This is a genomic window from Pseudomonas sp. CDFA 610 (assembly GCF_021147865.1).
Classification (GTDB): Bacteria; Pseudomonadota; Gammaproteobacteria; order Pseudomonadales; family Pseudomonadaceae; genus Aquipseudomonas; species Aquipseudomonas alliivorans.
In genome coordinates this window covers 173870-200180 of the sequence record NZ_JAGTPM010000007.1, presented here as the reverse complement: position 1 = coordinate 200180, position 26311 = coordinate 173870, and the positions used below count along the sequence as shown (strand labels likewise).

At 59.8% G+C, this 26311-nt stretch carries 27 protein-coding genes; 12 read left to right on the top strand and 15 right to left on the bottom strand.

The features are described 5' to 3' along the window. Positions 1-86 precede the first annotated feature (86 nt). Entirely contained in the window at positions 87-290 is a 204-nt protein-coding gene (locus KDX39_RS14800) for a hypothetical protein (protein WP_231660880.1), read from the bottom strand. Positions 291-353: 63 nt separating this feature from the next. Beyond that, positions 354-848, bottom strand: a complete 495-nt coding sequence (locus tag KDX39_RS14795) for a DUF3828 domain-containing protein (protein WP_099228039.1) — start codon at positions 846-848, stop codon at positions 354-356. Positions 849-1044: 196 nt separating this feature from the next. Between KDX39_RS14795 and KDX39_RS14790 the strand changes: the two genes are divergently transcribed. Next, entirely contained in the window at positions 1045-1629 is a 585-nt protein-coding gene (locus KDX39_RS14790) for a LysE family translocator (protein ID WP_231660879.1), read from the top strand. 10 nt (positions 1630-1639) lie between these two features. Here KDX39_RS14790 and KDX39_RS14785 read toward each other — a convergent pair whose 3' ends face one another. The 3 genes from KDX39_RS14785 to KDX39_RS14775 all read right to left on the bottom strand — a co-directional run bounded on the left by KDX39_RS14785 (position 1640) and on the right by KDX39_RS14775 (position 3849). Continuing rightward, entirely contained in the window at positions 1640-2461 is an 822-nt protein-coding gene (locus tag KDX39_RS14785) for a helix-turn-helix transcriptional regulator (RefSeq protein WP_231660878.1), read from the bottom strand. A 124-nt stretch (positions 2462-2585) separates the two neighbouring features. Then, complete coding sequence (locus KDX39_RS14780) at positions 2586-2894, bottom strand: RcnB family protein (RefSeq protein WP_184323436.1); 309 nt, start codon at positions 2892-2894, stop codon at positions 2586-2588. Positions 2895-2991: 97 nt separating this feature from the next. After that, the gene (locus KDX39_RS14775) at positions 2992-3849 is read right to left on the bottom strand and encodes an SDR family oxidoreductase (RefSeq protein WP_231660877.1); all 858 of its coding nucleotides are present in this window, start codon (positions 3847-3849) and stop codon (positions 2992-2994) included. An 87-nt stretch (positions 3850-3936) separates the two neighbouring features. Here KDX39_RS14775 and KDX39_RS14770 point away from each other — a divergent pair, with 87 nt between their 5' ends. The 3 genes from KDX39_RS14770 to poxB all read left to right on the top strand — a co-directional run bounded on the left by KDX39_RS14770 (position 3937) and on the right by poxB (position 8462). Further along, positions 3937-4377: a winged helix-turn-helix transcriptional regulator gene (locus KDX39_RS14770; protein ID WP_231660876.1), complete on the top strand. Its 441-nt coding sequence runs from the start codon at positions 3937-3939 to the stop codon at positions 4375-4377. A 135-nt stretch (positions 4378-4512) separates the two neighbouring features. Continuing rightward, the gene (mrdA, locus tag KDX39_RS14765; RefSeq protein WP_099227853.1) at positions 4513-6402 is read left to right on the top strand and encodes a penicillin-binding protein 2; all 1890 of its coding nucleotides are present in this window, start codon (positions 4513-4515) and stop codon (positions 6400-6402) included. 341 nt (positions 6403-6743) lie between these two features. Next, a complete protein-coding gene (gene poxB / locus KDX39_RS14760; RefSeq protein WP_210041695.1) occupies positions 6744-8462 on the top strand; it encodes a ubiquinone-dependent pyruvate dehydrogenase in 1719 nt (572 codons plus the stop codon). Here the strand turns inward: poxB and KDX39_RS14755 are convergent. Further along, positions 8459-8881 carry a GFA family protein gene (locus tag KDX39_RS14755; RefSeq protein ID WP_231660875.1) on the bottom strand — a complete coding sequence of 141 codons (423 nt, stop codon included), beginning with the start codon at positions 8879-8881 and terminating at the stop codon, positions 8459-8461. The two genes, poxB and KDX39_RS14755, sit on opposite strands and share 4 nt — an antisense overlap. A 159-nt stretch (positions 8882-9040) precedes the next feature. Here KDX39_RS14755 and KDX39_RS14750 point away from each other — a divergent pair, with 159 nt between their 5' ends. From KDX39_RS14750 to KDX39_RS14715, 8 genes are all read left to right on the top strand, one after another. Continuing rightward, the gene (locus tag KDX39_RS14750) at positions 9041-9559 is read left to right on the top strand and encodes a DUF4823 domain-containing protein (RefSeq protein ID WP_231660874.1); all 519 of its coding nucleotides are present in this window, start codon (positions 9041-9043) and stop codon (positions 9557-9559) included. A gap of 166 nt (positions 9560-9725) precedes the next feature. Continuing rightward, on the top strand, positions 9726-10652 hold the full coding sequence (locus tag KDX39_RS14745) for a LysR substrate-binding domain-containing protein (RefSeq protein ID WP_099227847.1): 927 nt from the start codon (positions 9726-9728) through the stop codon (positions 10650-10652). A 135-nt stretch (positions 10653-10787) separates the two neighbouring features. Next, on the top strand, positions 10788-11414 hold the full coding sequence (locus KDX39_RS14740; RefSeq protein ID WP_099227846.1) for an antibiotic biosynthesis monooxygenase: 627 nt from the start codon (positions 10788-10790) through the stop codon (positions 11412-11414). 145 nt (positions 11415-11559) lie between these two features. Continuing rightward, entirely contained in the window at positions 11560-13398 is a 1839-nt protein-coding gene (locus KDX39_RS14735) for an amidohydrolase (protein ID WP_231660995.1), read from the top strand. A gap of 69 nt (positions 13399-13467) precedes the next feature. Beyond that, the gene (ycaC, locus tag KDX39_RS14730) at positions 13468-14097 is read left to right on the top strand and encodes an isochorismate family cysteine hydrolase YcaC (RefSeq protein WP_004885305.1); all 630 of its coding nucleotides are present in this window, start codon (positions 13468-13470) and stop codon (positions 14095-14097) included. Positions 14098-14618: 521 nt separating this feature from the next. Further along, on the top strand, positions 14619-14936 hold the full coding sequence (locus KDX39_RS14725) for a hypothetical protein (RefSeq protein ID WP_210070851.1): 318 nt from the start codon (positions 14619-14621) through the stop codon (positions 14934-14936). A gap of 531 nt (positions 14937-15467) precedes the next feature. Continuing rightward, positions 15468-15989: a chalcone isomerase family protein gene (locus tag KDX39_RS14720; RefSeq protein WP_231660873.1), complete on the top strand. Its 522-nt coding sequence runs from the start codon at positions 15468-15470 to the stop codon at positions 15987-15989. Between the two features lie 17 nt (positions 15990-16006). After that, positions 16007-16546, top strand: a complete 540-nt coding sequence (locus KDX39_RS14715; RefSeq protein WP_231660872.1) for a DUF3833 domain-containing protein — start codon at positions 16007-16009, stop codon at positions 16544-16546. Positions 16547-16559: 13 nt separating this feature from the next. On the opposite strand, the gene moaA is transcribed toward KDX39_RS14715, so the two are convergent. The 9 genes from moaA to KDX39_RS14670 all read right to left on the bottom strand — a co-directional run bounded on the left by moaA (position 16560) and on the right by KDX39_RS14670 (position 26181). Next, a complete protein-coding gene (gene moaA / locus KDX39_RS14710; protein ID WP_184323444.1) occupies positions 16560-17558 on the bottom strand; it encodes a GTP 3',8-cyclase MoaA in 999 nt (332 codons plus the stop codon). A gap of 234 nt (positions 17559-17792) precedes the next feature. Continuing rightward, complete coding sequence (locus KDX39_RS14705) at positions 17793-19145, bottom strand: cation:proton antiporter (protein ID WP_231660871.1); 1353 nt, start codon at positions 19143-19145, stop codon at positions 17793-17795. A 389-nt stretch (positions 19146-19534) separates the two neighbouring features. Then, a complete protein-coding gene (locus KDX39_RS14700; RefSeq protein ID WP_231660870.1) occupies positions 19535-20587 on the bottom strand; it encodes an ABC transporter substrate-binding protein in 1053 nt (350 codons plus the stop codon). Continuing rightward, positions 20584-21801, bottom strand: coding sequence for an NAD(P)/FAD-dependent oxidoreductase (locus tag KDX39_RS14695; RefSeq protein ID WP_231660869.1), 1218 nt, complete (start codon positions 21799-21801; stop codon positions 20584-20586). The genes KDX39_RS14700 and KDX39_RS14695 overlap by 4 nt, the downstream gene beginning before the upstream one ends. Continuing rightward, a complete protein-coding gene (locus KDX39_RS14690; protein WP_231660868.1) occupies positions 21798-23159 on the bottom strand; it encodes an FAD/NAD(P)-dependent oxidoreductase in 1362 nt (453 codons plus the stop codon). The genes KDX39_RS14695 and KDX39_RS14690 overlap by 4 nt, the downstream gene beginning before the upstream one ends. Next, positions 23156-23464, bottom strand: coding sequence for a (2Fe-2S)-binding protein (locus KDX39_RS14685; protein ID WP_099227837.1), 309 nt, complete (start codon positions 23462-23464; stop codon positions 23156-23158). The genes KDX39_RS14690 and KDX39_RS14685 overlap by 4 nt, the downstream gene beginning before the upstream one ends. A 21-nt stretch (positions 23465-23485) precedes the next feature. Further along, positions 23486-24280, bottom strand: a complete 795-nt coding sequence (locus KDX39_RS14680) for an ABC transporter permease (protein WP_099227836.1) — start codon at positions 24278-24280, stop codon at positions 23486-23488. 3 nt (positions 24281-24283) lie between these two features. Further along, complete coding sequence (locus KDX39_RS14675; RefSeq protein WP_231660867.1) at positions 24284-25156, bottom strand: ABC transporter permease; 873 nt, start codon at positions 25154-25156, stop codon at positions 24284-24286. Further along, entirely contained in the window at positions 25153-26181 is a 1029-nt protein-coding gene (locus KDX39_RS14670) for an ABC transporter ATP-binding protein (protein ID WP_231660866.1), read from the bottom strand. The genes KDX39_RS14675 and KDX39_RS14670 overlap by 4 nt, the downstream gene beginning before the upstream one ends. Between the last annotated feature and the right edge of the window lie 130 nt (positions 26182-26311).

Genomic DNA, 26311 nt, shown 5'->3' with positions numbered 1-26311 from the left:
TTGAAGAGGGTGGGTAAGCCTGCTTAGAGTCTATCGGCGTTGATGGCTATTTGCTTTAGGTCTGGCGATAAATAAATCGAGGCCGCCTAATCTCCGTCTTCATCGTCCTCCCCTGAATAGGAATCGAGCAGCTCTGCCAGCGCCAGGGTGCGTTTCAGTCCGCTCATGCTGGACATGATCTCAGCCACTGCTTGTGTCGCCGCAATCCTCGCGGCTTCGCGTTCGGCATCAGTGTTATTGGGCGTGGCATCCTGCGCCGCTTCAATAATCGACTGCTCAAAGGTATTCATGTAGCTCGCTCTTGATATCCGGCAGACTGTGATACAGACAATGACCTATTGTTTCAAGACCCGTCAGTCCCCTTCGTACGGGAAGTCCTGCAAGGTCTGCGTCAACGCGACCTCCTGCGGGCCTTGCAGGTCGTCCAGCGCCCAGCAGCCATTGGGGTTCTTGACCAGTCGCAGTCGCGACGTCTGACTCGCGGGCGCCTGCTGAGGTGCATCCTTGTAACCCAGCATGTACGTCATCTCGACCACGGCCTGTTTGTCTTCGTTGGAGACCAGCTTCCACTCGATCGGCTTCTGCACGTCGCCGTCCTGCGCGTCGGTCCATGGATTGGCTGCGATGGCGCACTGATCCCCACCGGGACCCTGGCACGTCCAGTCTCGTTTCAACAGGCTCAGCAACGGTTTGGACAGGTAATCCGCCGAGCCCTTGCCGTTGATGTAGAAATCCTGATGTTTCTCATAGATCCATCGGCCCGTATCCACGGGTGTGGCGGCCGGGCAGGCGGCATGCGCGGTGGAAGAGAGCAGGCAGGCAAGGACGAGCGCAAGAGATCGGGACATGTAGCGGACTCGCAGTGAGGTTGATTGCACAGGGGTGACATCGCATTTGTAGTCCACACGGTCAAAAAAGCAATCGTTTTGTTCTATACGCATGCTGCGTCCGAGAACGCCAGGAAGGGTAATTTCCTTCAATACGCCTGTGGTCCCGTCACCTTACCTTGGCCCGGTCTATCTGATCGTGGTCGAGGAGTTCTTCATGAGTCTGTTCATTTCCATGGCCGCCTTTGCGCTGGCATCGTCCATCACACCGGGCCCGGTGAATATCGTCGCCCTGAGCACCGGCGCACAGTATGGATTCTGGCCCGGTATGCGCCACGTACTGGGCGCGACGCTCGGTTTCACGCTGCTGCTGGTGCTGATCGGCTTTGGTCTGCACGAAACCCTGCGCCAATGGCCGTTTCTGACCCGGATCATTCAATGGGCGGGTGTCGCTTTCCTGCTGTACATGGCTGTCCGGCTGGCAATGGATGACGGCCAACTGACGGTTTCCGGTTCCAGGCAAGCACCGTCGATGCTGCAGGGAGCGATCATGCAGTGGCTCAACCCCAAGGCGTGGCTGGCGTCGATAGCAGGCATGGGCGTGTTCGTCGCCAACGGCGAGGCGTTACTGATCGGCCAGTTTGCGACGATCTATTTCGTTGTGTGTTACCTGTCCCTCGGCTGCTGGGCTTACGCGGGCAGTTTTTTGAGCCAGTACCTGCGCAGCGCGCGAGGTGTGCGGGTATTCAATCGGGTCATGGCGTTGATGCTGGCGGGGTGTGCGCTGTACCTGGTCGTCTGAATCCGGTGGCTCAGAACCGATATTGTCCGGGCGTTGCGGCCAGGTGCTTTTTGAACTCGCGCTGGAAATGCGCCTGATCGGCAAAGCCTGTTTCCTGCGCCACGTCGGCAATCAGTCGGCCTTCACGCAACCGGTTGCGGGCATATTGAATGCGGCGATTAAGCAGGTAGGCGTGGGGCGTCATATGGTAACGCTGTTCGAACGCCCGAATCAGGTAGGACGCCGACAGGTTGGCTGCCTCGCAGATATCGGACAGCCTGACGGCCTGGGTGAAGTGCTCGTTGATGTACTCGGCAGCGCGGGCCACTTTGGGTGCAGGCGGGTCGATGGCGGACGCCTCGCCGCTCAGTGTTTCATGCATGAGGGTGAAGAATGACACGGCCGTGCAGTGCTTCTGCAATGTGTCGGCCTGCGTATCGATCAAGGTTCCATACAGTGCCGTGAGTGCAGCGAACAGCGTGGGCTCGCGGCTGTGGGTCGGCGTCAGCGGTTGAAAGGCTGCACCGGTTTCGTGCTGGACAGACCCCAGCCAGTCACTGTCGACGTACAGCATCAGGTATGACCACGGCTGATCCTCGATCGGATTGCAGGCATGCACATCCCCCGGATTCATCAGCACCACAGTGCCTGCGGTAACGCGTTGGGAGGTTTTTTCGTGCAGGTAAGTGCTTTGTCCGCGGGTGATCGCGCCAATCGAGAAGATGTCGTGGGAATGACGTGCGTAACACACCTTGCGGCCATCCTGAACCGAACGTGCTTCGATGAACGGCAAACGCTCGTTGCGCCAGAAGAACGGCGTACTGTCGGATGGACTGAGAGGCTGAGTGGTCATGCTGATGTCCCTTCGGCTTGTTCCTTACCTGCCGAGGGTAACTGATTTGAGCCAGGCGCTGCCATGGCACCTGATGAAGCGGGAACGACCTGCGGCCGCTCCCGTGAACCTTGCCGCGTGCAGCTTATTTTTTGACGGGGACGATATCGACGATCTGTCCGTTGACCTTCTGGAAGCGCACGTACTTGTCGTTGATCTGCACCCACTCGCTTTCCTTGGCAGGCGCTTCCAGACCCTTGGCTTTCCAGTCCTTGATGCTGGAGTCGCTGCGGCGATATTTCTCAGGCACACGCGAACCCATTTCAAGCTCGTGGGTGTTGTCTTTGGATTCGGCCACTTTTGGTTCGGGCGCATCGGCAGCGTGAACGGGCAGGGTGGCGACCGAGAAGCAGCCGAGCAAGGTCATGCAGGCGATCAACGATTTGCTTTTCATGTAAAGACTCCCAGTCTTTGTCGTAATGCGATGGCTTTATGCCTCGTAAAGACTGGGACCTTTGCCGGTGAAAATCATTCGATCAGGTTTTTGCGCGTCAGTTTTTCAGGGCTTCGGCGATGGTTACGGACAGCGGTGTGGTCGGGCGACCGATCAGGCGGCTCAACTGGCGGGTATCGTCGAACAGCGCGCCCTTGGAGGCTGCCGTGTCCGAGTCGGCGAACAGATGGGCATAGACCGCGGGCACACCTGCCGTCACCAGCGCCGCTTCGAAGTCAGCCTGCGACAGATTCACATAAGGGATGTTCTTGCCGCTCTGTTTCGACAGTTCGGCGGCGAACTCGGACAAGGTATAGGTCTCGTCACCTGCCAGCTCGTAGACACGCCCTGACTGATCCTCTTCCGACGTCAGCACAGTCGCAGCGGCCTGAGCGAAGTCAACACGTGCGGCTGAGCTGATACGGCCCTGGTCCGCACTGCCGATGAATGCGTCATGGGCCAGCGCGCCAGGGATGGAGGCGGCATAGTTCTCGGTGTACCAGCCATTGCGCAGCAACGTGAACGGCACGCCGCTGGCGCGCAGGTAGGCTTCGGTCTCGACATGTTCATCGGCCAGTCCAAGTGCCGACGTGTCCGCACGCAGAATGCTGGTGTAGGCCAGCAACTTGACGCCGGCCTTCTTGGCGGCATCGATAACGGCCCGGTGCTGGGGAAAGCGCTGGCCTATTTCGTTGGATGAAATCAGCAGCACCTTGTCAGCGCCTGCGAATGCACTGTCCAGGGTCGCGGGCTGTGAATAGTCACCCTTGCGGACATGCACGCCCAGCGCTACAAGGTCAGCGGCCTTTTCCGGACTGCGCACTGCGGCAACGATCTGGTTCGCAGGGACGGTTTCGAGGAGCTTTTCAATGACGAGACGACCCAGTTGGCCGTTGGCAGCGGTGACGACGATCATGAAGAGTGTCCTTGTATTGGTTTGAAAGAAAGGCGAGCATAACGATAGTGCTTACCTTTCGTAAGTACGTACAAAAAGGTAAGTGTCATGCGCGAGTCAGATACCCCAACCGCAGTCAGTGCTGGCGAGTCCCTGTTGAAGACGATCCGTCAGGGGCAGGTGCTGGCCAGTGACTGTCCTTCCCGGATCATCCTCAACCACGTATGCGGCCGCTGGGGTGTGCTGGTGCTGATCGTGCTGCGCGGCGGCATGCATCGCTTCAGTGAAGTGCGACGCAAGATCGGCGGGGTCAGCGAAAAAATGCTTGCGCAGACACTGCAACAGCTGGAGCACGACGGTTTTGTCGATCGCAAGGCGCTGCCAGTGGTGCCGCCTCATGTCGAGTACAGACTGACAGCGATGGGAGAAGAAGTGGCGTTGCAGGTCGAGACGCTGGCGGTCTGGGTCGAGACGAATCTGCCACGGATCATGCAGGCACGTGCTGCGTCGGAACTGGCTGGTACGCACGCATCTGCGGAGCCTGCATGACGCTTCGCTGACAGATTTTTCATCCAGTGACCGTCAGGTCGGCCCCCTGCAATCACCACTTCTTGGTATGGTGCGCGCCGAAACATTCATTTACATGTTCTGTTGTGCCGTGACTTTTACCGAGAAGCTGTAGAAATGCCCGAACCGATTCCTTTAAAGGACCATGAAAAAGAGACGCGACTGGTCAATCAACGGCTGATCGCCTGCGCCATACTGGTCGCCGTACTGGCGGGCTCCCTGATCGCGCGGATGTATTTCCTGCAGGTCACCGAATTCGAATATCACTCGACCATTTCCGAAAACAACCGGGTGCATGTGTTGCCGATCCCGCCCGAGCGCGGGCTGATCTATGACCGCAATGGCGAGGTTCTGGCCGACAACCGCCCCAGCTTCAATCTGACCCTGACCCGCGAGCGCGCCGGGGACTGGCACAAGGTCATCGACGAACTGATGACGCTGCTGTCGTTGCCTGATGAAGACCGCATTTTGTTCGACAAGGAACTGAAGCAGGTGCGTCATCCGTTCGAGCCGGCGACGCTGTTGTACGAACTGACCGAAGAACAGATCGCCATCCTGGCCGTCAACCAATACCTGCTGCCAGGCGTCGATGTTGCGGCGCAGTTTGTGCGTCATTACCCTCTGGGCGATCACTTTGCCCATTCCATCGGTTACGTCGGGCGTATCAACGAGAAAGAAGCCTCGCAGCTGGACAACGAATACCGCGGCACGCAATCCATCGGCAAGACCGGCATCGAGCGGTTCTACGAGTCCGAGCTGCATGGCCATGTGGGCTATGAAGAAGTCGAAACCAACGCGCAAGGTCGCGTGTTGCGGGTGCTCAAACACACCGATCCGGTGCCCGGCAAGAACATCACCCTGAGCCTGGACGTGCACCTTCAAGAGGCTGCCGAGAAAGCGCTGGGTGATCGTCGTGGTTCAGTGGTGGCGCTGGACCCGGACACGGGCGAGGTGCTGGCGATGGTCAGCAAACCCAGCTTCGACCCCAACCTGTTCGTGACCGGTATCAGCTTCAAGCAGTACGCCGCGCTGCGCGATTCCATCGACCGGCCGCTGTTCAACCGCGTGCTGCGCGGGCTTTACGCGCCGGGCTCGACGGTCAAGCCGGAAGTGGCGATTGCCGGGCTGGACAGCGGGGTGGTCAATGCATCGACCAAGGTCTTCGACCCCGGTTATTTCCAACTGCCGGACTTCGATCACAAATACCGCAACTGGAACCACAGCGGCGATGGCTGGGTGGACATGGACACGGCGATCATGCGTTCCAACGACACCTATTTCTACACGCTGGCGCACAAACTGGGCATCGACCGACTGCACGACTACATGACCATGTTCGGCATCGGCCAGAAGGTCTCGCTGGACATGTTCGAGGAGTCGGCGGGCCTGATGCCGTCCCGCGAATGGAAACGCGCCACGCGCCGTCAGGCCTGGTTTCCCGGCGAGACCGTGATCCTCGGTATTGGCCAAGGCTACATGCAGGTTACGCCGTTGCAACTGGCGCAGGCGACCTCGCTGATCGCCAGCAAAGGCGTCTGGCATCGACCGCACCTTGCGATGGACGTGGGCCATGTGGCGCCGGTCGATGAGCACCCGATGCCCAATATCGTGCTGCACGACCCGCGCGAGTGGGAGCAGGTCAACGAAGGCATGCAAATGGTGATGCACGATCCGCGCGGCATTGCCCGGGATGCGGCCAAGGGTGCGCAATACCGCATCGCGGGCAAGAGTGGTACCGCCCAGGTTGTGGCGATCAAGCAGGGGGAGCGTTACAACCGCCTCAAGACCCTGGAGCGCAACCGGGACAACGCCTTGTTCGTCGGCTTCGCCCCGGCAGAGCATCCAAAAATCGTCGTCTCGGTGACCATCGAAAACGGCGAGGCGGGTGGTCGTGTGGCAGGCCCCGTGGTGCGTGAAATTCTCGACGCCTGGCTGCTGGACAGCGACGGCAAGCTCAAGCCGCAATACGCCGCGCCGACCAAGCCTGCGGGCAACCCGCACGCCTGATATTGCCTCCACGCTGATCGTGCCCATCGCGTGTGAGCATGAATGCATAACCCTTGGGAGGCGGCTTGCCGGCGATGGCGTCAGTTCAGTCACTGACAGATCGCTTCAGACAACGCTCGCCGGCAAGCCGCCTCCCACGGTTCGTTGGCTGCAGCAAGACCACGTATCCAGTGAACCTTGCACTTGGGTGCACAGGTCTCTGGCCTGCCAATCTGAACACCCCTCGGTTTCCCGGAACTGTAGAGCGCGCATCGGGTCGACCACAACAGGCGTAGCACAGCGCTGCACCTGTTTCTTCCCGTAAGGAAGCCGAACCCCTTTGCCTCGACAAGGAACCCCGCATGTCCAAGACCATTGCCGATCATCTTGCGCAAACCCTCGCAGCGGCAGGTGTTTCTCACATCTGGGGCGTTTCCGGTGACAGCCTCAACGGTCTGACCGACAGCCTGGAACGCACCGATTCGATTCGCTGGATGCACACCCGTCACGAAGAAGTCGCCGCGTTCGCCGCAGGCGCTCAAGCCGCGAGCAGCGGCAAGCTGGCGGTCTGCGCCGGCAGTTGCGGACCGGGCAACCTGCACCTGATCAACGGCCTGTACGACTGCCACCGCAACCGTGTGCCGGTGCTTGCCATTGCTGCGCACATACCGTCTTCGGAAATCGGTCTGGATTATTTCCAGGAAACCCATCCGCAGGAACTGTTCAAGGAGTGCAGCCATTTCGTTGAAATGGTCAGTAATCCCGAGCAATTCCCACGAGTGCTGGAGCGTGCGATGCGTGCGGCGATCAGCCAGAAAGGTGTTGCGGTGATCGTATTGCCCGGTGACGTCGCGCTGAGCGCTGCGCCTGACGTTCCAGCCAAATGGGTTGAGCCCACGCCACCGACTGTCGTTCCGGCTGAAAACGACCTGCAGGCCATGGTCGAGCTGCTTAACGACTCAAAAGCCACGACGCTGCTGTGCGGTGCTGGCTGTGCGGGAGCCCACGAACAGGTCGTCGCGCTGGCCGAAAAGCTCGGCGCGCCTATCGTGCATGCCCTGCGCGGCAAGCAGCATGTCGAATACGACAACCCGTTCGACGTCGGCATGACCGGCCTGATCGGCTTCAGCTCCGGCTACCACGCCATGCTGTCCTGCGACACGCTGGTCATCCTCGGCAGCAGCTTTCCGTACCGAAACTTCTATCCTGAGAAAGCCAAGGTCATCCAGATCGACCTGGACCCGACCCAACTCGGCCGTCGCACACCGGTAACGCTGGGGCTGACCGGTGGCGTGCGGGAAACGCTCGACGCGCTGCTGCCCAAACTCAAACCCCACTCGGACCGTCGTTTTCTCGACAAGGCCCTCAAGCATTACGCCAAGGCCCGCGAAGAGCTGGACGAACTGGCGACGCCAACGCCTGCCGACACCCCGATCCACCCGCAGTACCTCACGCGCCTGATCGACGAGCAGGCCGACGCTGACGCCATCTTCACCGTTGACGTCGGCACACCGACACTATGGGCCGCGCGCTACCTGCACATGAACGGCCAGCGCAGCCTGCTGGGCTCGTTCAACCACGGCTCAATGGCCAATGCACTGCCTCAGGCACTGGGTGCCAAGGCCGAACACCCGGATCGCCAAGTGGTTGCGCTGTGCGGCGACGGCGGCCTGTCGATGTTGATGGGCGACCTGTTGAGCATTCGTCAGTTGAATTTGCCGATCAAAATGGTCGTGTTCAACAACAGTTCGCTGGGTTTCGTCGACATGGAAATGAAAGCCGCTGGTTATGTGCCTCACGGCACCGATTTCCACGAAACCAACTTCGCCGGTGTCGCGCTGGGTGCCGGTATTCTAGGTATACGCGTGCAAAGTGCGGAAGAACTGCCTGGGGCCTTGCGTAAGGCCTTCGACCATCCCGGCCCGGTGCTGATCGACGTCGTGACCGCCAAGCAGGAACTGGGCATCCCACCAAAAATCAAACTCGCTCAGGCCAAAGGCTTCAGCCTGTACATGATGCGCGCCGTGTTCAGCGGCCGCGGCAGCGAAGTGCTTGAACTGGCCAAAACCAACCTGCGTTAGTCACACAAGGGCAGTGGCCCGGCAGGCCGGTCGGCGGGGTGGTTGACCCCGTCACTGGTCTGCACCGGCCCTAGAGAGAACGGGTTTACACCGTCCAGGCACGCGACGTTGTAGCCGAACTCATGCGGATTGGAACGTCGCCGATGGTGCGTATAAACCCCGCACCGGCCACAAAAGTAATGCTCTGCCGTACGGCTGTTGAACTGATACAGCTTCAGCATCTTCTGGCCGTGAATCACGCGAACGCCATCTTCCGCCACCGTCGCAACGATGGCACCTCGGCGTCGACACAGCGAACAGTCGCAGCGTCGCGGATCTACAATGCCGTCCGGCAAATCCAGCTCCAGCACGACTGCTCCACAGTGGCAGGATGCGAGATGGACCGGTTTTATCACGGTCGGTCCGACTGTTTTGATCATGGGCGTTCCTCCTTGTCGTTTATGCAGGTTAACGCCTGAGGGGAAGGGTTGCCCAATCCGGTGGTCGATTGGTGCGCAACATTCATTGGCGGGCGTGATACGGCTTTACGGTACTATTGGATGTCAAATTGCTATGTAAGCCGCACAAGGATGTCCATCATGCGTGTCCCCCTCTGTCTCGCTCTGATCGCCGCGCTGTCCGGCTGTGCCGACTCTCATCAATGGTCCCCGTTGCAAAACGGTTCGGCCCGAATTGCCAAAACCGACAGGATTTACATCTCGATCCCTGCTGACGGCGAGTATGGCGACCACGTCTATCGCGGCTCGGGTCGCAACACGTCCAGCATCCTTTCCAGCGCTGTCAGCAAACAATCCCGTTGGGTACGCGTAGGCGGCGTGGCCGATAACTTTCAGGACGCCATCGAACAGGCGCAGAGCCTGGGCCAGGATGTTCTGATCTTTCCCAAAATCCTGCACTGGGAAGACCGCGCGACGGAGTGGTCGATGATTCCCGACAGGGTTGAGATCAAGGTCGACGTGGTGCAGGTGGCGTCCGGCGATGTGATCAGCTCCGTTGTCATCACGGGCAAGAGCGGGCTTTCGACGCTGGGAGGCGATCATCCGCAGGATTTGTTGCCGGAGCCTGTTGCAGAGTTTGTGGATTCGCTTTTTTTCTGACGCAAGCCGCCTTCCACGGTCGGGTGTTAGCTGCGATACAGCGCCGCGTTTAAGCCTCGGCGGGAATTCAGCACACCCATACAATCCTCCCGCCCCACATTCGTGCCTACTGACGTCAAAGCCTCGCCTCGCAGGCACCTTGATCATCAGCCACGGAACCTCTCTCATGAATCGCAACGACCTGCGCCGCGTCGACCTTAACCTTCTGGTGATTTTCGAAGCGTTGATGTTCGAGCGCAATCTCACGCGGGTGGCGGAGAAACTCTTCATCGGCCAGCCGGCGGTCAGTGCCGCGCTTGGGCGTCTTCGCGATCTGTTCGACGATCAATTGCTGCTGCGCAACGGGCGCGCGATGGAGCCGACTGTGCGGGCGCTGGACATTCTCAAGGAGATACGCCCGGCGCTGGACACCATTTCCGGGGCGGTGAGTCGGGCCAAGGAGTTTGACCCTTCGACCAGCAGTGATGTGTTTCGCATCGGTTTGTCCGATGACGCAGAGTTTGGCTTGCTGCCGCCGCTGCTCTCGCGTCTGCGGGAAGAGGCGCCGGGCATCATTGTGGTGATTCGTCGGGCCAACTACCTGTTGCTGCCTGCGCTGCTAGCCTCTGGAGAGATCTCGGTCGGGGTCAGTTACACCGTCGATCTGCCGGCCAATGCCAAGCGCAAGAAGCTGCGCGACATCGGTTGCAAGGTCATCCGGGGCGACTCGCGACCAGAGCCGTTGACGCTGGACGAGTACTGCGAACGGCAGCACGCCATGGTGTCGTTCTCCGGGGATCTGAGCGGCAATATCGATCTGGACCTCGCTCGCGTCGGGCGTGCCCGCAAGGTGGTGCTGGCGGTGCCCCAGTTCAATGGTCTGCGGGCACTGCTGGCAGGTACCGAGTTGATCGCCACGGTGCCGGACTATGCCGCGTGTGCCTTGATTGAAGGCTGTCAACTGCGCGCTGAAGAGCCGCCGTTTCCGATCGTGCCCGCCGAGCTGTCGATGGTCTGGAGCGGGGTGCACGACAACGACCCGGCCGAGCGTTGGTTGCGTGGTCGTATTGCCGAGTACATGTCGGGTCCACTGGATATCAAAGCGCCAGTGTAAAGCGGGCAAAAAACAAGACAGCACATACGTTCAATTTCTGACGCTGGTTTGACGGCAGTATCGTCGACATCCTGAGCCGTACAGACTCGACTGGCCAGGATCCGAATTCAATTTCTGTTTCTGGAGCCTCTGGCCATGTCCGAACCCATCCGTCTTGATACCGAAGCTCGTGTCGTCGGCAGTGCGGTCTTCAATGAAGTCGTCACCCTGGTGATCAAGCACCGGGTCAAGACCGGGCAGGAGAGTGCCTACGAAAGCTGGCTGCGTCGGATCGTGACCATTGCCAGCGGCAAGCCCGGTCACTTGGGCGTCGATGTGATCCGCGCGAAGGAAGGCGGACTGCAGATGTTCACCAGCGTGCTGCGCTTTCATTCGACTCAGGCCATGCAGGACTGGCTGGACTCCGATGAACGGAAAAAGCTGGTGCAGGAAGCCGAGCCGATGCTCGCCGACGGTGATCAGACGCTGGTCAATCCGCACAACGAATTCTGGTTCACCCCGACCACCGAAGAGGGCAGTCCGCCGCCGCGCTGGAAGCAGGCGTGCGTGTCTTTCATGGTCATTCTGCCGCTGACGCTGTTCGTGCCGCTGTTCTGGGGGCCGATTTTTGCCCGCTTGCCGTGGCTGTCCAGCTACTTCGTCAGCACTGCGCTGGTGACCATCACCATCGTGCTGCTGGTGGTGTACCTGATGATGCCTGCCGCGACTCGCCTGATGGCACCTTGGCTCAACGCGTCCGCGAAAAAAACACAAGGAAAGTGATCCGATGACAGATGACAAAACCGATCTGCAGCGGCGTCGCTTCATTGCCAAAGGCTCTTTGTTGAGCGCGGCTGCGGCAATTCTTCCTTCTCTGTCTTTCTCCGGCCTTGCCGGTGCCTCTCAATCTTCCGCCAAAGGTGTAGCGATGAATGTCGAACTGATTCTGTTCAATGGTCAATTTCATACGGTTGATCGCGAAAAGCCCAAAGCCAGTGCTGTAGCGATCAGCGGTGGCCGGTTTGTTGCGGTGGGCAGTGATGCTGAAGTCATGGCCATGCGCGGCAGTGCGACACAGGTGATCGACCTCAAGCAGCGCACGGTGATCCCGGGCCTCAACGACTCTCACCTGCACCTGATTCGTGGCGGTCTGAACTACAACCTTGAACTGCGTTGGGAGGGCGTGCCATCTGTGGTCGACGCGCTGCGCATGCTCAAGGATCAGGCTGACCGCACGCCGACGCCACAATGGGTGCGTGTGGTGGGGGGCTGGAACGAATTTCAGTTCGCCGAAAAACGCATGCCGACGCTTGAAGAACTGAACCAGGCCGCGCCCGATACGCCGGTGTTCGTCCTGCACTTGTATGACCGCGCCTTGCTCAACCGTGCCGCGTTGCGCGTTGCAGGCTACACCCGCGACACGCCGAACCCGCCGGGCGGCGAGATCGTTCGTGACTCGCGGGGCAACCCGACCGGCATGCTGGTTGCCAAGCCCAACGCGATGATTCTGTATTCGACGTTGGCCAAGGGACCAAAGCTGCCGCTTGAATACCAGGTCAACTCGACGCGGCAGTTCATGCGCGAACTCAACCGTCTGGGCCTGACCAGCGCCATCGACGCCGGTGGCGGCTTTCAGAACTATCCCGATGATTACGCGGTGATCGAACAGCTTGCGCGGGAAAAACAGCTGACCGTGCGTATCGCCTACAACTTGTTCACGCAGAAGCCCAAGGAAGAGCTGGCCGACTTCAAGAACTGGACCAGCAGCGTGAAGCTGCATCAGGGCGATGACTTCCTGCGGCATAACGGGGCAGGGGAGATGCTCACCTTCTCGGCCGCTGACTTTGAAGACTTTCTCGAACCTCGCCCGGACCTGCCGCCTGGTATGGAAGGCGATCTGGAGCCTGTCGTACGGCATCTGGTCGAGCATCGCTGGCCGTTCCGCCTGCATGCCACCTACGACGAATCCATCAGCCGCATGCTGGACGTGTTCGAGAAGGTCAACCGCGACATCCCGTTCAATGGCCTGCCATGGTTCTTCGATCACTGCGAGACCATCACCCCGAAAAACATCGAGCGGGTTCGTGCGCTGGGCGACGGGATCGCGATTCAGGACCGTATGGCGTTCCAGGGTGAATATTTCGTAGAGCGCTATGGCGCCAAAGCTGCGCAGATGACGCCGCCGATCAAGCGCATGTTGTCCGAAGGCGTGCCGGTTGGCGCAGGTACCGACGCCACGCGTGTGTCCAGCTACAACCCATGGACCTCGCTGTACTGGATGGTCAGCGGTCGCACGGTCGGCGGTCTGGAGCTCTACCCCGAGGGATTGCCGCGCGAGACTGCGCTGGAACTGTTCACTCACGGCAGCGCCTGGTTCTCTTCGGAACAAGGCAAGAAAGGCCAGATCAAGGTTGGGCAACTGGCCGACGTCGTCGCGCTTTCGGCGGACTACTTCAGCGTCGAGCCTGAAGCGATCAAGTGGATCGAGTCGGTACTGACCGTGGTTGACGGCAAGGTCGTTTACGGCAGCGGTGATTTCGAAACCCTCGCGCCGCCGACCCTGCCGGTGCTGCCGGACTGGTCTCCGGTGGCCAAGGTTCCGGGCCACTGGCGTCCGACTTCGCCGATGGTTGCTCAGGTGCATCAGTGCAGCGGCCCTTGCGCCGTGCACTCCCACAGCCATGAACGCGCGCGCCTCTCCAATGCGCCGGTCAGTGACTTCCAGGGGTTCTGGGGCGCGTTCGGCTGTTCCTGCTTCGCTTTCTGATCGGATTACCCATGACGCACGGAGCCGCCGCGCCCCGTGCGATTAGCCACAACCTTGAAGGAGTCAACCATGAGCACTGCAACCCCTTACAACCGTTTGAACAAAGACGACGCCGCGGTTTTGCTGGTCGACCATCAGACCGGTCTGATCTCGCTGGTGCAGGATTTCTCGCCCAACGAATTCAAGAACAACGTACTGGCACTGGGCGATCTGGCCAAGTTCTTCGGCCTGCCGACCATCCTGACCACCAGCTTTGAATCCGGCCCGAACGGTCCGCTGGTGCCTGAGCTGAAGGAAATGTTCCCGGACGCGCCTTACATTCCACGTCCAGGCCAGATCAACGCCTGGGATAACGATGACTTCGTCGCAGCGGTCAAGGCGACCGGTCGCAAGCAGTTGATCATTGCCGGTGTCGTGACTGACGTCTGCGTTGCGTTTCCTACACTGTGCGCGCTGGCTGAAGGTTTCGAAGTATTCGTGGTGACCGATGCTTCCGGCACTTTCAACGAAACCGTTCAGAAAGCGGCCTGGGCACGCATGAGCGCGGCCGGTGCACAACTGGTCAACTGGTTCTCGGTAGCCTGCGAGCTGCAGATCGACTGGCGCAACGACATGGAAGGCCTGGCCAACCTGCTGTCCCAGCGTATCCCGAACTACCGCAACCTGATGAACAGCTACAGCGCTTTTACCGCCAAATAACCTGCGGTTCCAGGCGGCACAGTGACTATACGGTCACTGTGCCGTTTTTTTTTTGCCTTGTCGGACAATTATGTAGTGCCTGAAAATAATCACTACATATTTGTTGACGCCCCCCGTTTCCTTTTGCATTATGCAGCTGTCTCCCTGATCGGGAGCGCCGCAAAGATGTATTGAACAGGCTCGGCAAGCCGTCGAGATGTTCCCGGATGTAGGCTGCCCACAAGGCAGATTGATGAAGCTGAACTGGCATGATCGTCCTGATGAGCAGGCGAGAGGCTGGCGAAACGTCCTCATGAAGCTTGTGGTTGATCGTGGAATGATCATCAGGCCTTTGGGTTTCGCGACTTCTTCTCTCTTCGATGACGCTGCCATGTAGCGGCTTTGCATCAAGGCTACCTGCAATTCCTTGAGGGCTGGATCTGTATTCGACGAACACTCCATCGTGTTTCGTGCATGAATCGTCTGGCACATGAACTTGATGTATCAACCATTGAACTGCTTACGAGCGAAGGAGCATCAACATGAACATGAACAATCAACCGAACATAGATGAACTGGCTCGTCTGTTTGCCGCCCGCAAAGATACTCTGGATAACCACATTGCCTGGATTTCCGATTCCGGTGAAGTTCATGTCGACCCCATGACGCCGCACACTCAGGAAGATGAGTTTCGCGACGCTCACCCAGAGCTGCGCGCCGCGCTGGGCATGTTCCGTCGGGGTTTGGGCTATGTTGGCAAGAAGGCGGCCGCCGATCGTTCCTACATGGAAAGCACGCTGCAGGCGCTCAGAAATGAGTGGCAGAACAGCCGTCGTCACGCGCACAGTCGAGTGGCATGACAGAGCTGACTTGATTCCCAAAGTTGTATTAACAAGCACGTCCAACTAAACAACTGGTCCGCTTCCTTGTCAGGCAAGGTGGCGGACTTGTCCTTGACTATCTGGTATTAACCACGCGTTGAAGCTGAGCACTCCGTTCAACTCTGAGCCTTCTCTCTTTGCGTCGTACGTTCAGTATCTGTCCAATATTTTTGCGTGACGACTGCTGATGGCCGGGTCAGGTGAGAGGCTGCGTTACCTGTTTCAGCCTCTCGTCGCGTGTACCGGTCCAGACACATCGCAGACGTGAAGTCCTGTCAATTTCCGGCGTTTTCCCTGATGCCTTTGTATCAACACCGATAACTGACTGTTTCAATGGTGAAAAAAAATCTTGTCTAATTGTTGTACAAAGTGATTTTACTGGTATAGATTTTTACTCACGGGTCGGCGTGTTTGGCGCTGTTTTTGCCGGTTTCGGTATAGACCACACCGCCGACCCTGCTGATTTTCATCCGTTGGCATCCCTGCCAGCGGTCCTGACCGAGGCTGAAGATGCTTGCGCCGAGATGGTTGTTGCTCGTGGTGCTGCTGCTCAGCGGCGCTGCTCAGGCCAGTTGGCGTGATGCGCTGCCCAATGCTCAGGTCGTCGGTTCCGGCGAGCTTACCCTGTTCGGTTTCCGGATCTACACTGCCAGACTGCTGAGTCCCGCCGCTCCGTTCACAGTCAATTCGCCCATGGCGCTGGAACTGACCTACCACCGTGACATCGACCGACAGGATCTGGTGGATGCCAGTATTGATGAAATCAAGCGCATCTCCGGCACCTCTGTCACCGCCGAGCAATTGAGTGCCTGGCGGCAGCAGATGAGTCAGGCGTTTGTCGATGTGCAGCCAGGTATGAAAATCGTCGGTGTCTATCTGCCGGGGCGCGAAGCGCGATTCTACGTGGGCGAAAAGCTTCAACATGTCGTTCAGGACAGTGCGTTCGCCAAAGCTTTCTTCGACATCTGGCTCGATCCCAAGACCCGCAATCCTGATCTCAGGGAACGCTTGCTGGGCAAGGCGCAATCTTGAAAATTCATGGAGGGCTCATGCTCAAGAAGTGGTTGTTGTTGCTGTGCCTGGGCTCGGTTATCGCGGGCTGTGGTGGCGTTCCGGTAACCCGTTACAGTCAGGAAACACCGAAGCTCGACCTTCGTGAGTACTTCACTGGTCGCGTCGAAGCCTGGGGCATGTTTCAGAAACGCTCGGGCGAAGTGACCAAGCGTTTCCACGTGATCATCAATGGCCACAGCGAAGGTGAAGTGCTGGTGATGCATGAGGCCTTCAGCTACAGCGACGGCACCAAGCAGGTGCGGGAATGGCGCCTGCGCCCGGACGGTCCGGGGCGCTGGACCGGTACAGCGGGTGATGTGGTCGGGGTGGCCAGTGGCGAGGTGTCGGGCAACAGTTTTCACTGGCGCTATGTGTTGAGGCTGCCGGTGGACGACACCGAGTATGACGTCAGCCTGGACGACTGGATGTACCTGATCGACAAGCAGACCATGGCCAACCGTTCGTCCATGACCAAACTGGGCGTCGAAGTCGGTCAGATCACCCTGTTTTTCCGCAAGCAGGACATGCCGAAATAACCGTGAACCGGCGTTACCCGCCGGTCATGTTCATGAAGCGCACCACCTGCACGCCATCATCATGGGTGAAGTTGTGGCTCCACGGCTTGATCTGCATGGCATCAATGATCGCCTTTTCCAACTTGTGCGGCTGACCCGGGTTGGCTCTTAATACGGATTTCAGGTCAACCGAGTGCTCGTTGCCCAGGCACAGCAACAAACGACCTTCCACCGTCAGGCGAACCCGATTGCAGGTGCCACAGAAGTTGTGGCTGTGCGGCGAGATGAAACCGATACGAATGCCCGGGGCCTCGGCCAGTCGCCAGTAGCGCGAAGGGCCTTGCGTCGAATCCGTGGACGGCACCAGCGTGTAGCGTTCGGCAATACGCTCACGGACCTGATCGCTGGAGCAAAAGGATTCGGCGCGGCTGTGTTCGCTGATGATGCCCAGCGGCATTTCCTCGATAAACGACACATCCAGATTGCGATCGATGGCGAAGGCCAGCAGATCGTTGACCTCATGATCGTTGCGACCCTGCATCACCACGCAGTTGAGCTTGGTGTGGGTGAAGCCTGCGGCATTGGCCGCGTCGATACCGGCGATGACCTTGCTCAGGTCGCCGGTACGGGTCAGTTCACGAAAACGGGCCGGGTCCAGGCTGTCGAGGCTGATGTTCAGGCGCGTGACGCCCGCGTCGAACAGTGGCTTGGCCAGTTTGTCGAGTTGCGAACCATTGGTGGTCATGCACAGTTCGCGCAGGCCGGGCAGGGCGGCGATGCGCTCGCACAGGCCCACCACGCCGGCGCGCACCAGTGGCTCGCCACCGGTCAGACGAATCTTGCGGGTGCCCAGCGCGACGAAACGCTCGGCAACCTGAAGAATTTCTTCCAGCGAAAGAATCTGTTGCCGAGGCAGAAACGTCATCTCTTCGGCCATGCAGTACACGCAGCGGAAATCGCACCGGTCGGTCACCGACATGCGCAGATAATCGACTTTGCGGGCAAAGCGGTCCATCAGGACGGGTTCTGACATTTAACCTTCTTACTTGGTCGATCAATGAAGTGGTTGCCCGGTTTGGACGCTACTGCACTAAAGGAGTTTGATTTTTCGGTCGTGCTGTTCAGACCCATAGTAGCTACAGGTCCCGGTTATTGCACTGCCATTGAACTGGCTTCATGCCAGCAACGCTACCGAGTCGAAATGCCGCAGTCCAATCGCTTGTTCCAATGGCCTGATCGACTTGATCTATTGCATCCCAGGTGCCCTTTATTCCGGGGCAATGCCGGCCTTGGAACTGCGCTCGTAGCGCTCCAGCAGCGGCTGGATGCTGATGCCGTGTATCAGGATGCTCAGCGCCACGACTGACAGCGTCATACCGATAACCAAGTGGCCTGCATCTTCAGTCAGTCCGTGGGACAGGGCAAAGCACAGGTAATACAGGCTGCCGATGCCGCGAATGCCGAACCAGCCGACCAGTGCTTTCTGTCTTTTATTGAGCAGGCGCTTGCTGATCAACAGCCATACGCTCACCGGCCGGATGATGCAAAACAGCGCCATTCCCAGACCAATGGCACGCCAGTCCCAGTAAATGGCCAGCGCTGCGCCCAGCAGGGTGATGAGCAGCACTTCCATCGCCCGCTCGACCAGGCTGCCGAACGCCAGCATGTCGCCCATCATGACGCCTGCGGCCAACTGCGAATCGCTCAGGTCTTCGACTTCGGCGACCGTGCCTTTCTCGATCGCACCGGTCATGTGGCCCAGTACAGGTTGGGCAACGTGTTCGGAGGGCACGTCCGAGCGGGTGATGCGTGCTTCGGCCTGACGCAAGCCAACCCCGGCCGCGAACACCGACAGAAAACCAAAGGCATCCACGCTTTGCGCGACCACGTAGGACAGCGCAATCAGGGCCAGCGCCAGATAGTCATTCGGAGACGAGGTGCTGTCCGAATTTCTGATGCGCAGGAAAATCATCAAATGCCCGACGCCGCGGCCCATGCCATAGCCGATCAGCAATCCTGCAGGCACTGCCCAGATCAGATGCTTGAAGAACCACAGCTGTACCCAGTCTGTCGTGCTCTCGCCAGAACTCAGGTACAGCAGTGCGAAGATCACGAACGGAAACGCTGTGCCGTCGTTCAAACCTGCCTCGCCGGACAGCCCGAAGCGCAGGCGGTCCTGGTCCTGAGCATTGTTGACCTGCACCATCCCGGCCAGCACCGGGTCGGTCGGCGACAGCATCGCGCCAAGTAATAACGCGATCCCCCACGTCAGGCCGAACAGGTAATGCGCGGCGATGGACACCCCGGCAATGGACGCCAGCATCACGGGGCCTGCCAGCCAATAAGCCGAGTGCCAGGCTTTGCCGCGCAACGGCAGCCGCAACTTGATGCCGGTGCTGAACAGCGAAAACAACACGGCCGCTTCGGTGAGGCGCTCCAGCCATTCGTAGGACTCCTTGAAGTCCAGGTCCAGAACGCCAAGCCCCATGGGGCCAATGCCGAAGCCAAACGCCAGACACACCGCCGAAGTGGTGACCGGCATCCAGCGCAGGTAGGAAGACGTCAACGCCAATAGCATCAACAGCGCGCCGAGCACGCTCATGCAGACAATGAAACTCATAATGGGAGGGTCGCCGTGAAAGCGCCTTGAAAAGAGGGCGTAATCCTGTGACTGCCGACAGGGGAAATAAGTTGAAATAATTTGTTCACTCATTGATGAGCGTTCTGTTCGCTGATCGTTCTCGCGTTGCGCGCACATCGTTATGCACAACTCTTGCTGCAACCAACGAACTGCGGGAGGCGGCTTGCCGGCGATGTTTTTTCTGAAGCGAAACATCAGCGATTGAACTGACGCCATCGCCGGCGAGCCGCCTCTCACGAGGTACGTATTCAGTCAGACACTATCGTTTTGGCCCGTTTCACGCGTCTTTCGGGTTTGTATAACGCTGAGCGTCGAGCGATGAGCACGATCAGTGTCGAGGCAGGCTCATCATTCTGCGTCAGTCGAGACTACCGCTCGATACTACGACTCCACCGCGCATTCCACTCTGGTCGAATCTGGTTCACCTGGTCCCAGTCGATGGTCACGGCGGTCTCCAGATACTTGTTCATCGCCTCGACCTGAGTACGGGTCTTGTCGGTGGTCGGGGTTTTCGGGTTGGACGGGATCTGATCCCCGAACTCCAGCGCCGGAGCCTGTGCTTCTGGCGTGAGCAGATAAGCGGCAAGTTTCTGAGCCAGTTCCGGCTGGGTGTTGTTGGCGATGGCGCACTCAGCCACGTTCAATACCACCCCACCTTCCTTCGGCGCTGCATATTCCACCGCAACCCCTTTGAGCTTCAACGCGGTAACCTGGGTCGGCGTCAGCGGGAACAGCGCGGCTTCGTCGGTCTGCACCATCTCGGAAATCTTTGCCGAGCTTGCGATGTATTCCAGTACGTTCGGCCCAACGGTTTTCGGCCATGCCGTGAAGCCCGGCTCGACATCCTTCTCGCTGCCGCCCTGAATGCGGTTGAACATCAGGAAACCGTGCAGGCCGAAGGTCGAGGAGGCCAGCGACTGAAACACCACCTTGTCCTTGAAGCGCTTATCCGCCAGGTCCATCCACGAGGTCGGCGCGGCCCAGCCTTGCTCCTTGAACATGCGCGTGTTGTAAGCCAGGCCCGTCACGCCGAGGCTGACTGCCGCGGCCTGATCCTTGATTTTTGCCTTGGCCGGCAAGTCGCTGAGCGCAGCGCTGGGTTGCAGCGTGTCGCACAGGCCCATGGAAATAGCGCGGTACATGATGCCGTCGTCAAGAAAGATAACATGCATCTGTGGGTTGTCCTTGCTCGCCTGAACCTTGGCCAGAATGTCCGCCGAGGTGCCCGGCACGATCACCACTTTCACATTGTTGGCTTTCTCGAAGGCAGGCAGCACCTGATCGGCGTATAGACGTTCCATCGTGCCGCCATTCATGCCCAGGTAAAGCGTGGTTTCGGCGCTGGCGGGCATGGACGTGAGCAAGGCCGCCAAGGGCAGGCAGGACAGACCGGTGAGAGCGACACGTTTGGCGATGTTCATAAAAGCGACCTTCCTCTGTGCAATGGGATGACGTTCGAAACGGGTTCAGGAGCAGAGCGGGGTGAGACGATGAGCGTCGAGTCGGCAACGGATAGAGACTGTTCGGCCCGGAACCGACCGATTGAAAAGGCATCGAGCGATATCGACGAGCGGCCGGTACAGACCCACTCGGCCAGCGCTTCGCCAGCAGCAGGCCCTATCTGGAAACCCGCGCCGGCAAAGCCGAAACCATGCAGCAGACCCGTTTGAGTCAGGCTGGGGCCAAGTACCGGTTCACGATCCGGCAGATAGCCTTCGGTGCCGCTCCATGTGCGTATGGCCTGAGCACCCTTGAGCGGGGGATACAGTTCGACGGCGTTACGCAGGATGTCCAGCACGGCAGCCTGTCCCGGTCGCGCACGTGCAGGATCCAGCGCAAAACCCTGACCGCCGCCCAGCACGCAATTGCCTCGCGCTACTTGACGCGCATAGATACCGCCGCCTTCGACGCCGGTGCTGACGTCCATGAACATAGGGAGCGGCTCGGTGACCAGCATGGCCGGGTGCCCGGAATACATCGGGACCGGTTCGTCGAATTGCGCAGCAAGCTGACCGGCCCAGGCGCCCGCGCAATTGAGCAGCCAGGGTGCACGCAGTTTCAGGCCGTTTGCGGTGTCGACGACGAACGCCTGCCCATCGTGACTGACGTGCGTCACCTGTGCCTGCTCGAAGACCTGAGCACCGGCCAGACGTGCTGCGCGGGCAAAGGCGGGCGAGACCAGTCGTGGGTTGGCGTGTCCGTCATCGGCGCACAACGAAGCACCGACCGCGACATCGCCTGCCCAGGGGAAACGTGCCCGAAGCTGGGTGCGATCCAGCAACTGCAAGTCCAGCCCGAAACCCTGACTGGCCTGGGCGTAGGCTCGCAGCGCATCCATGTCCTGTTCGGAACGGGCCAGCTTGAGATGCCCGGAGCGCTGATATTCGCCATCGATGCCGATCAGATTGCGCAGATTTCCCCAGATCTGATGGGCGCGTTGCGACAGCGGGAGCTGTGACAGCGGGCGGCCCTGACGACGAACGCCACCGTAGTTCACACCGCTGGAGTGCGAGCCGCAAAAGTCGCGTTCCAACAGCGCGACGCGTTTGCCTTTCAGTGCCAACGCCAGCGCCGCCGAAGCACCGACAATGCCGCCGCCGATGATCAGCGCATCGGTTTCAATCCACGTGCTCATGCCTGCGTCTCCAGACCAAACGGAATCGGTTTGATCGGCGACTGCCCGCGCAGGCGACCGACTTCCTGCACCGTACGCCCGCTTTCACACGCGACCAGTTCTGCTGCTGCCAGACCGCACATGCGGCCCTGACAGCGCCCCATGCCGACCCGGCACATGGCTTTGACTCTGTTCATCTCCCAATGGCCTTCCTGCACGGTGCGGCGAATATCGCCTGCGCTGACTTCCTCGCAGCGGCAGATCAGCGTTTCATCAGGGACGTTTGCCGCCCAGCCATCCGGAAACGGGAAGGCAGTTTCCAGCCCATGACGAAAACGCGTGATGCGCTTGAGCTCTAATTTCAACCGGTCAATGCGTTGCTCATCCACTTCGCGACCACTGTCCTGCAGCAGGCTCAACGCGGCCAGTTCTCCGGTCATTTCGGCGGCATCTGCGCCCATGATTCCGGCTCCGTCGCCCGCCAGATAAACCTGCGCCACGCTGCTGCGCCCGGCATCGTCGCGAACCGGCAGCCAGGCGCGGTTGAGGGGGCTCCAGTCGAACGTGCAGCCCAGCAGGTCGGCGAGCTGTGTTTCGCTGCGCAAGGCGTGGGCGAACGCGACGGCGTCGCACTCCAGGTGTCTGGTCTTACCGTTGCGCTCCCAGCTCACACCGCCAACCCGCTGTTCTCCTTCGACACGCTCAAGGTGCGCGCCTTGATGCACCGCAATGCCATGCGCCGTCAGCCAGGCGCGGTAATACAATCCCTTGGCGAGGGTTGCGGGCTGACCTAGCAGCGCGGGAAGCGCGCGGCACTGTGCGGAAAACGGCGCGCTGTCGAGCACCGCCAGCACCCTGGCACCTGCTTTGGCGTATTGATAGGCAACCAGATACAGCAACGGTCCGCTGCCGCAGAACACCACCCGCTCACCGATGGCGCAGCCCTGATATTTCAGGGCAATCTGCGCCGCACCCAGGCTGTAAACGCCCGGCAGGGTCCAGCCAGGTACAGGCAGAACACGGTCGGTCGCGCCCGTGGCCACGATCAGGTGAGAGTAGTCGACATGACCATAATGCGTGTCCTGAAGAACATCGAGCCGGCCCTGCTCAGCGCTCCAGACCAGCGTTCGGGGCCGATAATCGATGCTGTCCGCCAACGCATCCAGCGTCTGATGCACGGCGACAGCCTTATGCGCTTCAAAGCCGTAAAGCGCTTCTGGCGAACGTGTGAAGTTTTCGGGCTGGCGGCGGTAGATCTGACCGCCACCGCGCAGACCCTCGTCGATCAGGCAGGCCTTCATGCCATGGGCCTGAAGCGTTTGCGCCGCCCGGATGCCCGCAGGACCGGCCCCGATAATCACAACCTTTTCATTGCTCACGAGTGTGGCTCCCCGGAAAGACAACGCCCCGGCTCACGACTGACCGTCTGCCCGGCCTCGAGCAGTGTCGAACAGGCGCGTACCCGCTGACCGTCACCCAGGCGCACCCAACAATCCTGGCAAGCACCCATCATGCAGAAGCCTGCGCGGGGTTCGGCGCTGAAGTCGCTGCTGCGCACGTGATCACTGGCCGTGAGCACCGCTGTCAGGAGCGTGTCGCCCAGCAGGCCGCTGGCCGGTTGTCCGTCGAGCGTGAATGGCAGGGTCGGGCGGTCGTGCTCGGCCAATCGTTTAAGCAGTGCCATCGTTATGCTCCTGGCCCGGAATCAATGTTTGCCAACCAGCACGCGGTCCAGCCCATACACCCGGTCGAGCAGGATCATGGTGGCGGCCGTGAGGGCGATGACCAGTGCAGACACGGCGGCCATCATCGGGTCGATGGATTCGGTGGCGTATACGTACATGCGCACCGGCAGGGTCTGTGTCGCAGGCGAAGTGACGAAGATCGACAACGTCACCTCGTCGAAGCTGTTGATGAACGCCAGCAGCCAGCCGCCCGCAACGCCGGGCAGAATCATCGGCAGGGTGATCTGGCGAAACAGCGTGAAGCGACTGGCACCCAGCGATTCGGCAGCGTGTTCGGCGCTGCGATCAATGCCGATGGCAGCGGCCAGTACCAGGCGCAGCACGTAAGGCGTGATGACCAGCACATGCGCGAAGATCAGCCAGGTGAAGCTGCCGTTGACGCCCATCAAGGCAAACAGGCGCAGCATTGCCACACCCAGCACCAGGTGCGGAATGATGATGGGCGACAGAAACAGGGCGTTGAAAAAATTGCGTCCCGGGAAGCTGTGCCGAGTGATCGCCAGTGCGGCGGGCACTGCAATCAGAGTGGCCAGCGTCGCTGAAACGAACGCCAGAATCAGGCTGTTGTAGAACGAGTCAATGAAGTCGGCCCGTTCGAATACCGCCTTGAACCAGCGCAGCGAGAAATCGGTGGTCGGCAGGCTCAGGGTGTTTTCCGGCGTGAACGCCACCAGGCAGACGACCACCAGTGGCGCCATCATGAACACCACGACCAACGCATGAAACGACAGGGCCAGAGGACCGTTCTTGGACATGGATCATTCCCCCAGGGATTTCTTGTAGCGGCCTTCGATCATGCGGTTCCACGACAGCATCACCAGCAGGTTCACCAGCAACAGCGCAACGGCCAGCGTCGCACCCATCGGCCAGTTCAACTCGGACAGGTATTGGTCGTAGATCACCGTGGCGACCATTTTCAGGCGGCGCCCGCCGAGCAGTCCGGGAATGGCGAAGGAGCTCGCAGCCAGACCGAAGACGATCAGCGAACCTGACAGTACGCCGGGCATCACCTGCGGCAGCACGATCAGGCGCATCACTTTCGCCTGACTCGCACCCAGCGACAGCGCCGCCTGTTCTGCGGTGGGGTCAAGCTTCTGCAGCGAGGTCCAGACCGGAATGATCATGAACGGCAGCATCACATGCACCAGCGCAATGATTACCGCGAACGGCGTATACAGAAGCTTGACCGGACGTCCGCCCATGGCCTGGATGCCCTGATTGATCAGACCGTCCGCGCCCAGCAGCAGGCTCCAGCCAAACGCCCGTACCACGACCGAAATCAGCAGCGGCGTGAGAATCAGGATCAGGAAGAGCGAACGCCAGGGTGTCCCCATGCGGCTCAGGATGTAGGCCTCGGGCACACCGATCACTACGCAAAGCAGGGTGACCAGTGCGCTGATCCAGAAGGTGCGCAAAAAGATTTCGTAGAAATAACTGTCGGTGAGCACTGCGCCATAGTTATCCAGCGTGTAGCTGTCGCTTTTCACGCCCACCTGATAATCGAACACGTTGAACGACAGCAGGAGCGTCAGGCCCAGTGGCAACACCAGCAGGCCGATATACAAGGCCAGCGCCGGGGCGGACAGCCAATAGCCTCGCCGACCCTGATGCATTTGAGTCAGCAGGCTCATGCGCGCACCTCTTCGGCGTCCAGTACGCGTAACAGATCCGACGACCAGTCCAGGCCAACCGCGGCGCCTTGTTCAAGCGGTGGCTGCCCGTCATTGCGGCGCACCACGGTCAATTCGCCGACGCCGGTCTGAATGCTGTACAGCCATTGGCTGCCGAGGAAATAACGGGTGACGATACGCCCCGACAGACGACCACAGCCGGGCGCGACCAGATCGATCTTTTCCGGCCGCAGACTGAGGGTCAACGCACCTTCGCCCGGCAACTGACGTATCTGCGGTACGCCACTGCCGTCCAGATCACCCTGCAGCATATTGGCCTTGCCGACGAAGCCGGAGATGAAGCGGGTGCGTGGATGCTCGTAGAGTTTGTAGGGTTCATCGATCTGAGTGATACGTCCGGCTTGCATGACGACAACCCGGTCGCTGATCGACAGCGCTTCTGCCTGATCATGGGTGACCATCAGTGTGGTAATGCCCACTTCGTTCTGGATGCGGCGAATCTCGAACTGCATCTCTTCGCGCAGATTGGCGTCAAGGTTGGACAACGGCTCGTCGAGCAGCAGCACCGGTGGCTCGATCACCAGCGCACGCGCCAAGGCCACGCGCTGACGCTGACCGCCTGATAATTCTCGTGGATAGCGTTCTGCATGCGGATCCAGGCGCACCAGTTTCAGTACCTTGCTGACCCGGCTCTGTATCTCCGAAGGTGCCACTTTGCGCATACGCAAGCCGAACGCCACGTTGTTGGCAACCGTCATGTGCGGGAAGAGCGCGTAACTCTGAAATACCACGCCCAGGCCGCGGCTGCTCGGTTTGGCATGGGTGATGTCCCGTCCGTCGAGCACGATGCGTCCGTCACTGACGTCGACGAAGCCGGCGATCATCTGCAGGGTGGTGGTTTTGCCGCAACCGGATGGGCCCAGCAGTGAAACGAACTCACCCTTGTCCACGTTCAGGTCAGTGGCAACCACGGCATCAATCGAACCGTAGCGTTTGGAAAGACCTTCGAGCTGCAGAAATGCCATGCCTGCTTCCACCTTATAGACGTACGCGCCGGGGCACGCTTTTGTTATGGGCAGATGCGAAGTGAGCCTGTGCAGCATTGGACGTTGGTGCTCGATCTGAGTCGGCTACCGGTGATTGTTCAAATCGCCC

What these genes read in the sequence shown, in the direction of transcription:
- KDX39_RS14800 (WP_231660880.1), bottom strand. Translation starts at nt 290, where the DNA reads ATGAATACCTTTGAGCAGTCGATTATTGAAGCGGCGCAGGATGCCACG.
- KDX39_RS14795 (WP_099228039.1), bottom strand. Translation starts at nt 848, where the DNA reads ATGTCCCGATCTCTTGCGCTCGTCCTTGCCTGCCTGCTCTCTTCCACC.
- KDX39_RS14790 (WP_231660879.1), top strand. Translation starts at nt 1,045, where the DNA reads ATGAGTCTGTTCATTTCCATGGCCGCCTTTGCGCTGGCATCGTCCATC.
- KDX39_RS14785 (WP_231660878.1), bottom strand. Translation starts at nt 2,461, where the DNA reads ATGACCACTCAGCCTCTCAGTCCATCCGACAGTACGCCGTTCTTCTGG.
- KDX39_RS14780 (WP_184323436.1), bottom strand. Translation starts at nt 2,894, where the DNA reads ATGAAAAGCAAATCGTTGATCGCCTGCATGACCTTGCTCGGCTGCTTC.
- KDX39_RS14775 (WP_231660877.1), bottom strand. Translation starts at nt 3,849, where the DNA reads ATGATCGTCGTCACCGCTGCCAACGGCCAACTGGGTCGTCTCGTCATT.
- KDX39_RS14770 (WP_231660876.1), top strand. Translation starts at nt 3,937, where the DNA reads ATGCGCGAGTCAGATACCCCAACCGCAGTCAGTGCTGGCGAGTCCCTG.
- mrdA (WP_099227853.1), top strand. Translation starts at nt 4,513, where the DNA reads ATGCCCGAACCGATTCCTTTAAAGGACCATGAAAAAGAGACGCGACTG.
- poxB (WP_210041695.1), top strand. Translation starts at nt 6,744, where the DNA reads ATGTCCAAGACCATTGCCGATCATCTTGCGCAAACCCTCGCAGCGGCA.
- KDX39_RS14755 (WP_231660875.1), bottom strand. Translation starts at nt 8,881, where the DNA reads ATGATCAAAACAGTCGGACCGACCGTGATAAAACCGGTCCATCTCGCA.
- KDX39_RS14750 (WP_231660874.1), top strand. Translation starts at nt 9,041, where the DNA reads ATGCGTGTCCCCCTCTGTCTCGCTCTGATCGCCGCGCTGTCCGGCTGT.
- KDX39_RS14745 (WP_099227847.1), top strand. Translation starts at nt 9,726, where the DNA reads ATGAATCGCAACGACCTGCGCCGCGTCGACCTTAACCTTCTGGTGATT.
- KDX39_RS14740 (WP_099227846.1), top strand. Translation starts at nt 10,788, where the DNA reads ATGTCCGAACCCATCCGTCTTGATACCGAAGCTCGTGTCGTCGGCAGT.
- KDX39_RS14735 (WP_231660995.1), top strand. Translation starts at nt 11,560, where the DNA reads ATGAATGTCGAACTGATTCTGTTCAATGGTCAATTTCATACGGTTGAT.
- ycaC (WP_004885305.1), top strand. Translation starts at nt 13,468, where the DNA reads ATGAGCACTGCAACCCCTTACAACCGTTTGAACAAAGACGACGCCGCG.
- KDX39_RS14725 (WP_210070851.1), top strand. Translation starts at nt 14,619, where the DNA reads ATGAACATGAACAATCAACCGAACATAGATGAACTGGCTCGTCTGTTT.
- KDX39_RS14720 (WP_231660873.1), top strand. Translation starts at nt 15,468, where the DNA reads ATGCTTGCGCCGAGATGGTTGTTGCTCGTGGTGCTGCTGCTCAGCGGC.
- KDX39_RS14715 (WP_231660872.1), top strand. Translation starts at nt 16,007, where the DNA reads ATGCTCAAGAAGTGGTTGTTGTTGCTGTGCCTGGGCTCGGTTATCGCG.
- moaA (WP_184323444.1), bottom strand. Translation starts at nt 17,558, where the DNA reads ATGTCAGAACCCGTCCTGATGGACCGCTTTGCCCGCAAAGTCGATTAT.
- KDX39_RS14705 (WP_231660871.1), bottom strand. Translation starts at nt 19,145, where the DNA reads ATGAGTTTCATTGTCTGCATGAGCGTGCTCGGCGCGCTGTTGATGCTA.
- KDX39_RS14700 (WP_231660870.1), bottom strand. Translation starts at nt 20,587, where the DNA reads ATGAACATCGCCAAACGTGTCGCTCTCACCGGTCTGTCCTGCCTGCCC.
- KDX39_RS14695 (WP_231660869.1), bottom strand. Translation starts at nt 21,801, where the DNA reads ATGAGCACGTGGATTGAAACCGATGCGCTGATCATCGGCGGCGGCATT.
- KDX39_RS14685 (WP_099227837.1), bottom strand. Translation starts at nt 23,464, where the DNA reads ATGGCACTGCTTAAACGATTGGCCGAGCACGACCGCCCGACCCTGCCA.
- KDX39_RS14680 (WP_099227836.1), bottom strand. Translation starts at nt 24,280, where the DNA reads ATGTCCAAGAACGGTCCTCTGGCCCTGTCGTTTCATGCGTTGGTCGTG.
- KDX39_RS14675 (WP_231660867.1), bottom strand. Translation starts at nt 25,156, where the DNA reads ATGAGCCTGCTGACTCAAATGCATCAGGGTCGGCGAGGCTATTGGCTG.
- KDX39_RS14670 (WP_231660866.1), bottom strand. Translation starts at nt 26,181, where the DNA reads ATGGCATTTCTGCAGCTCGAAGGTCTTTCCAAACGCTACGGTTCGATT.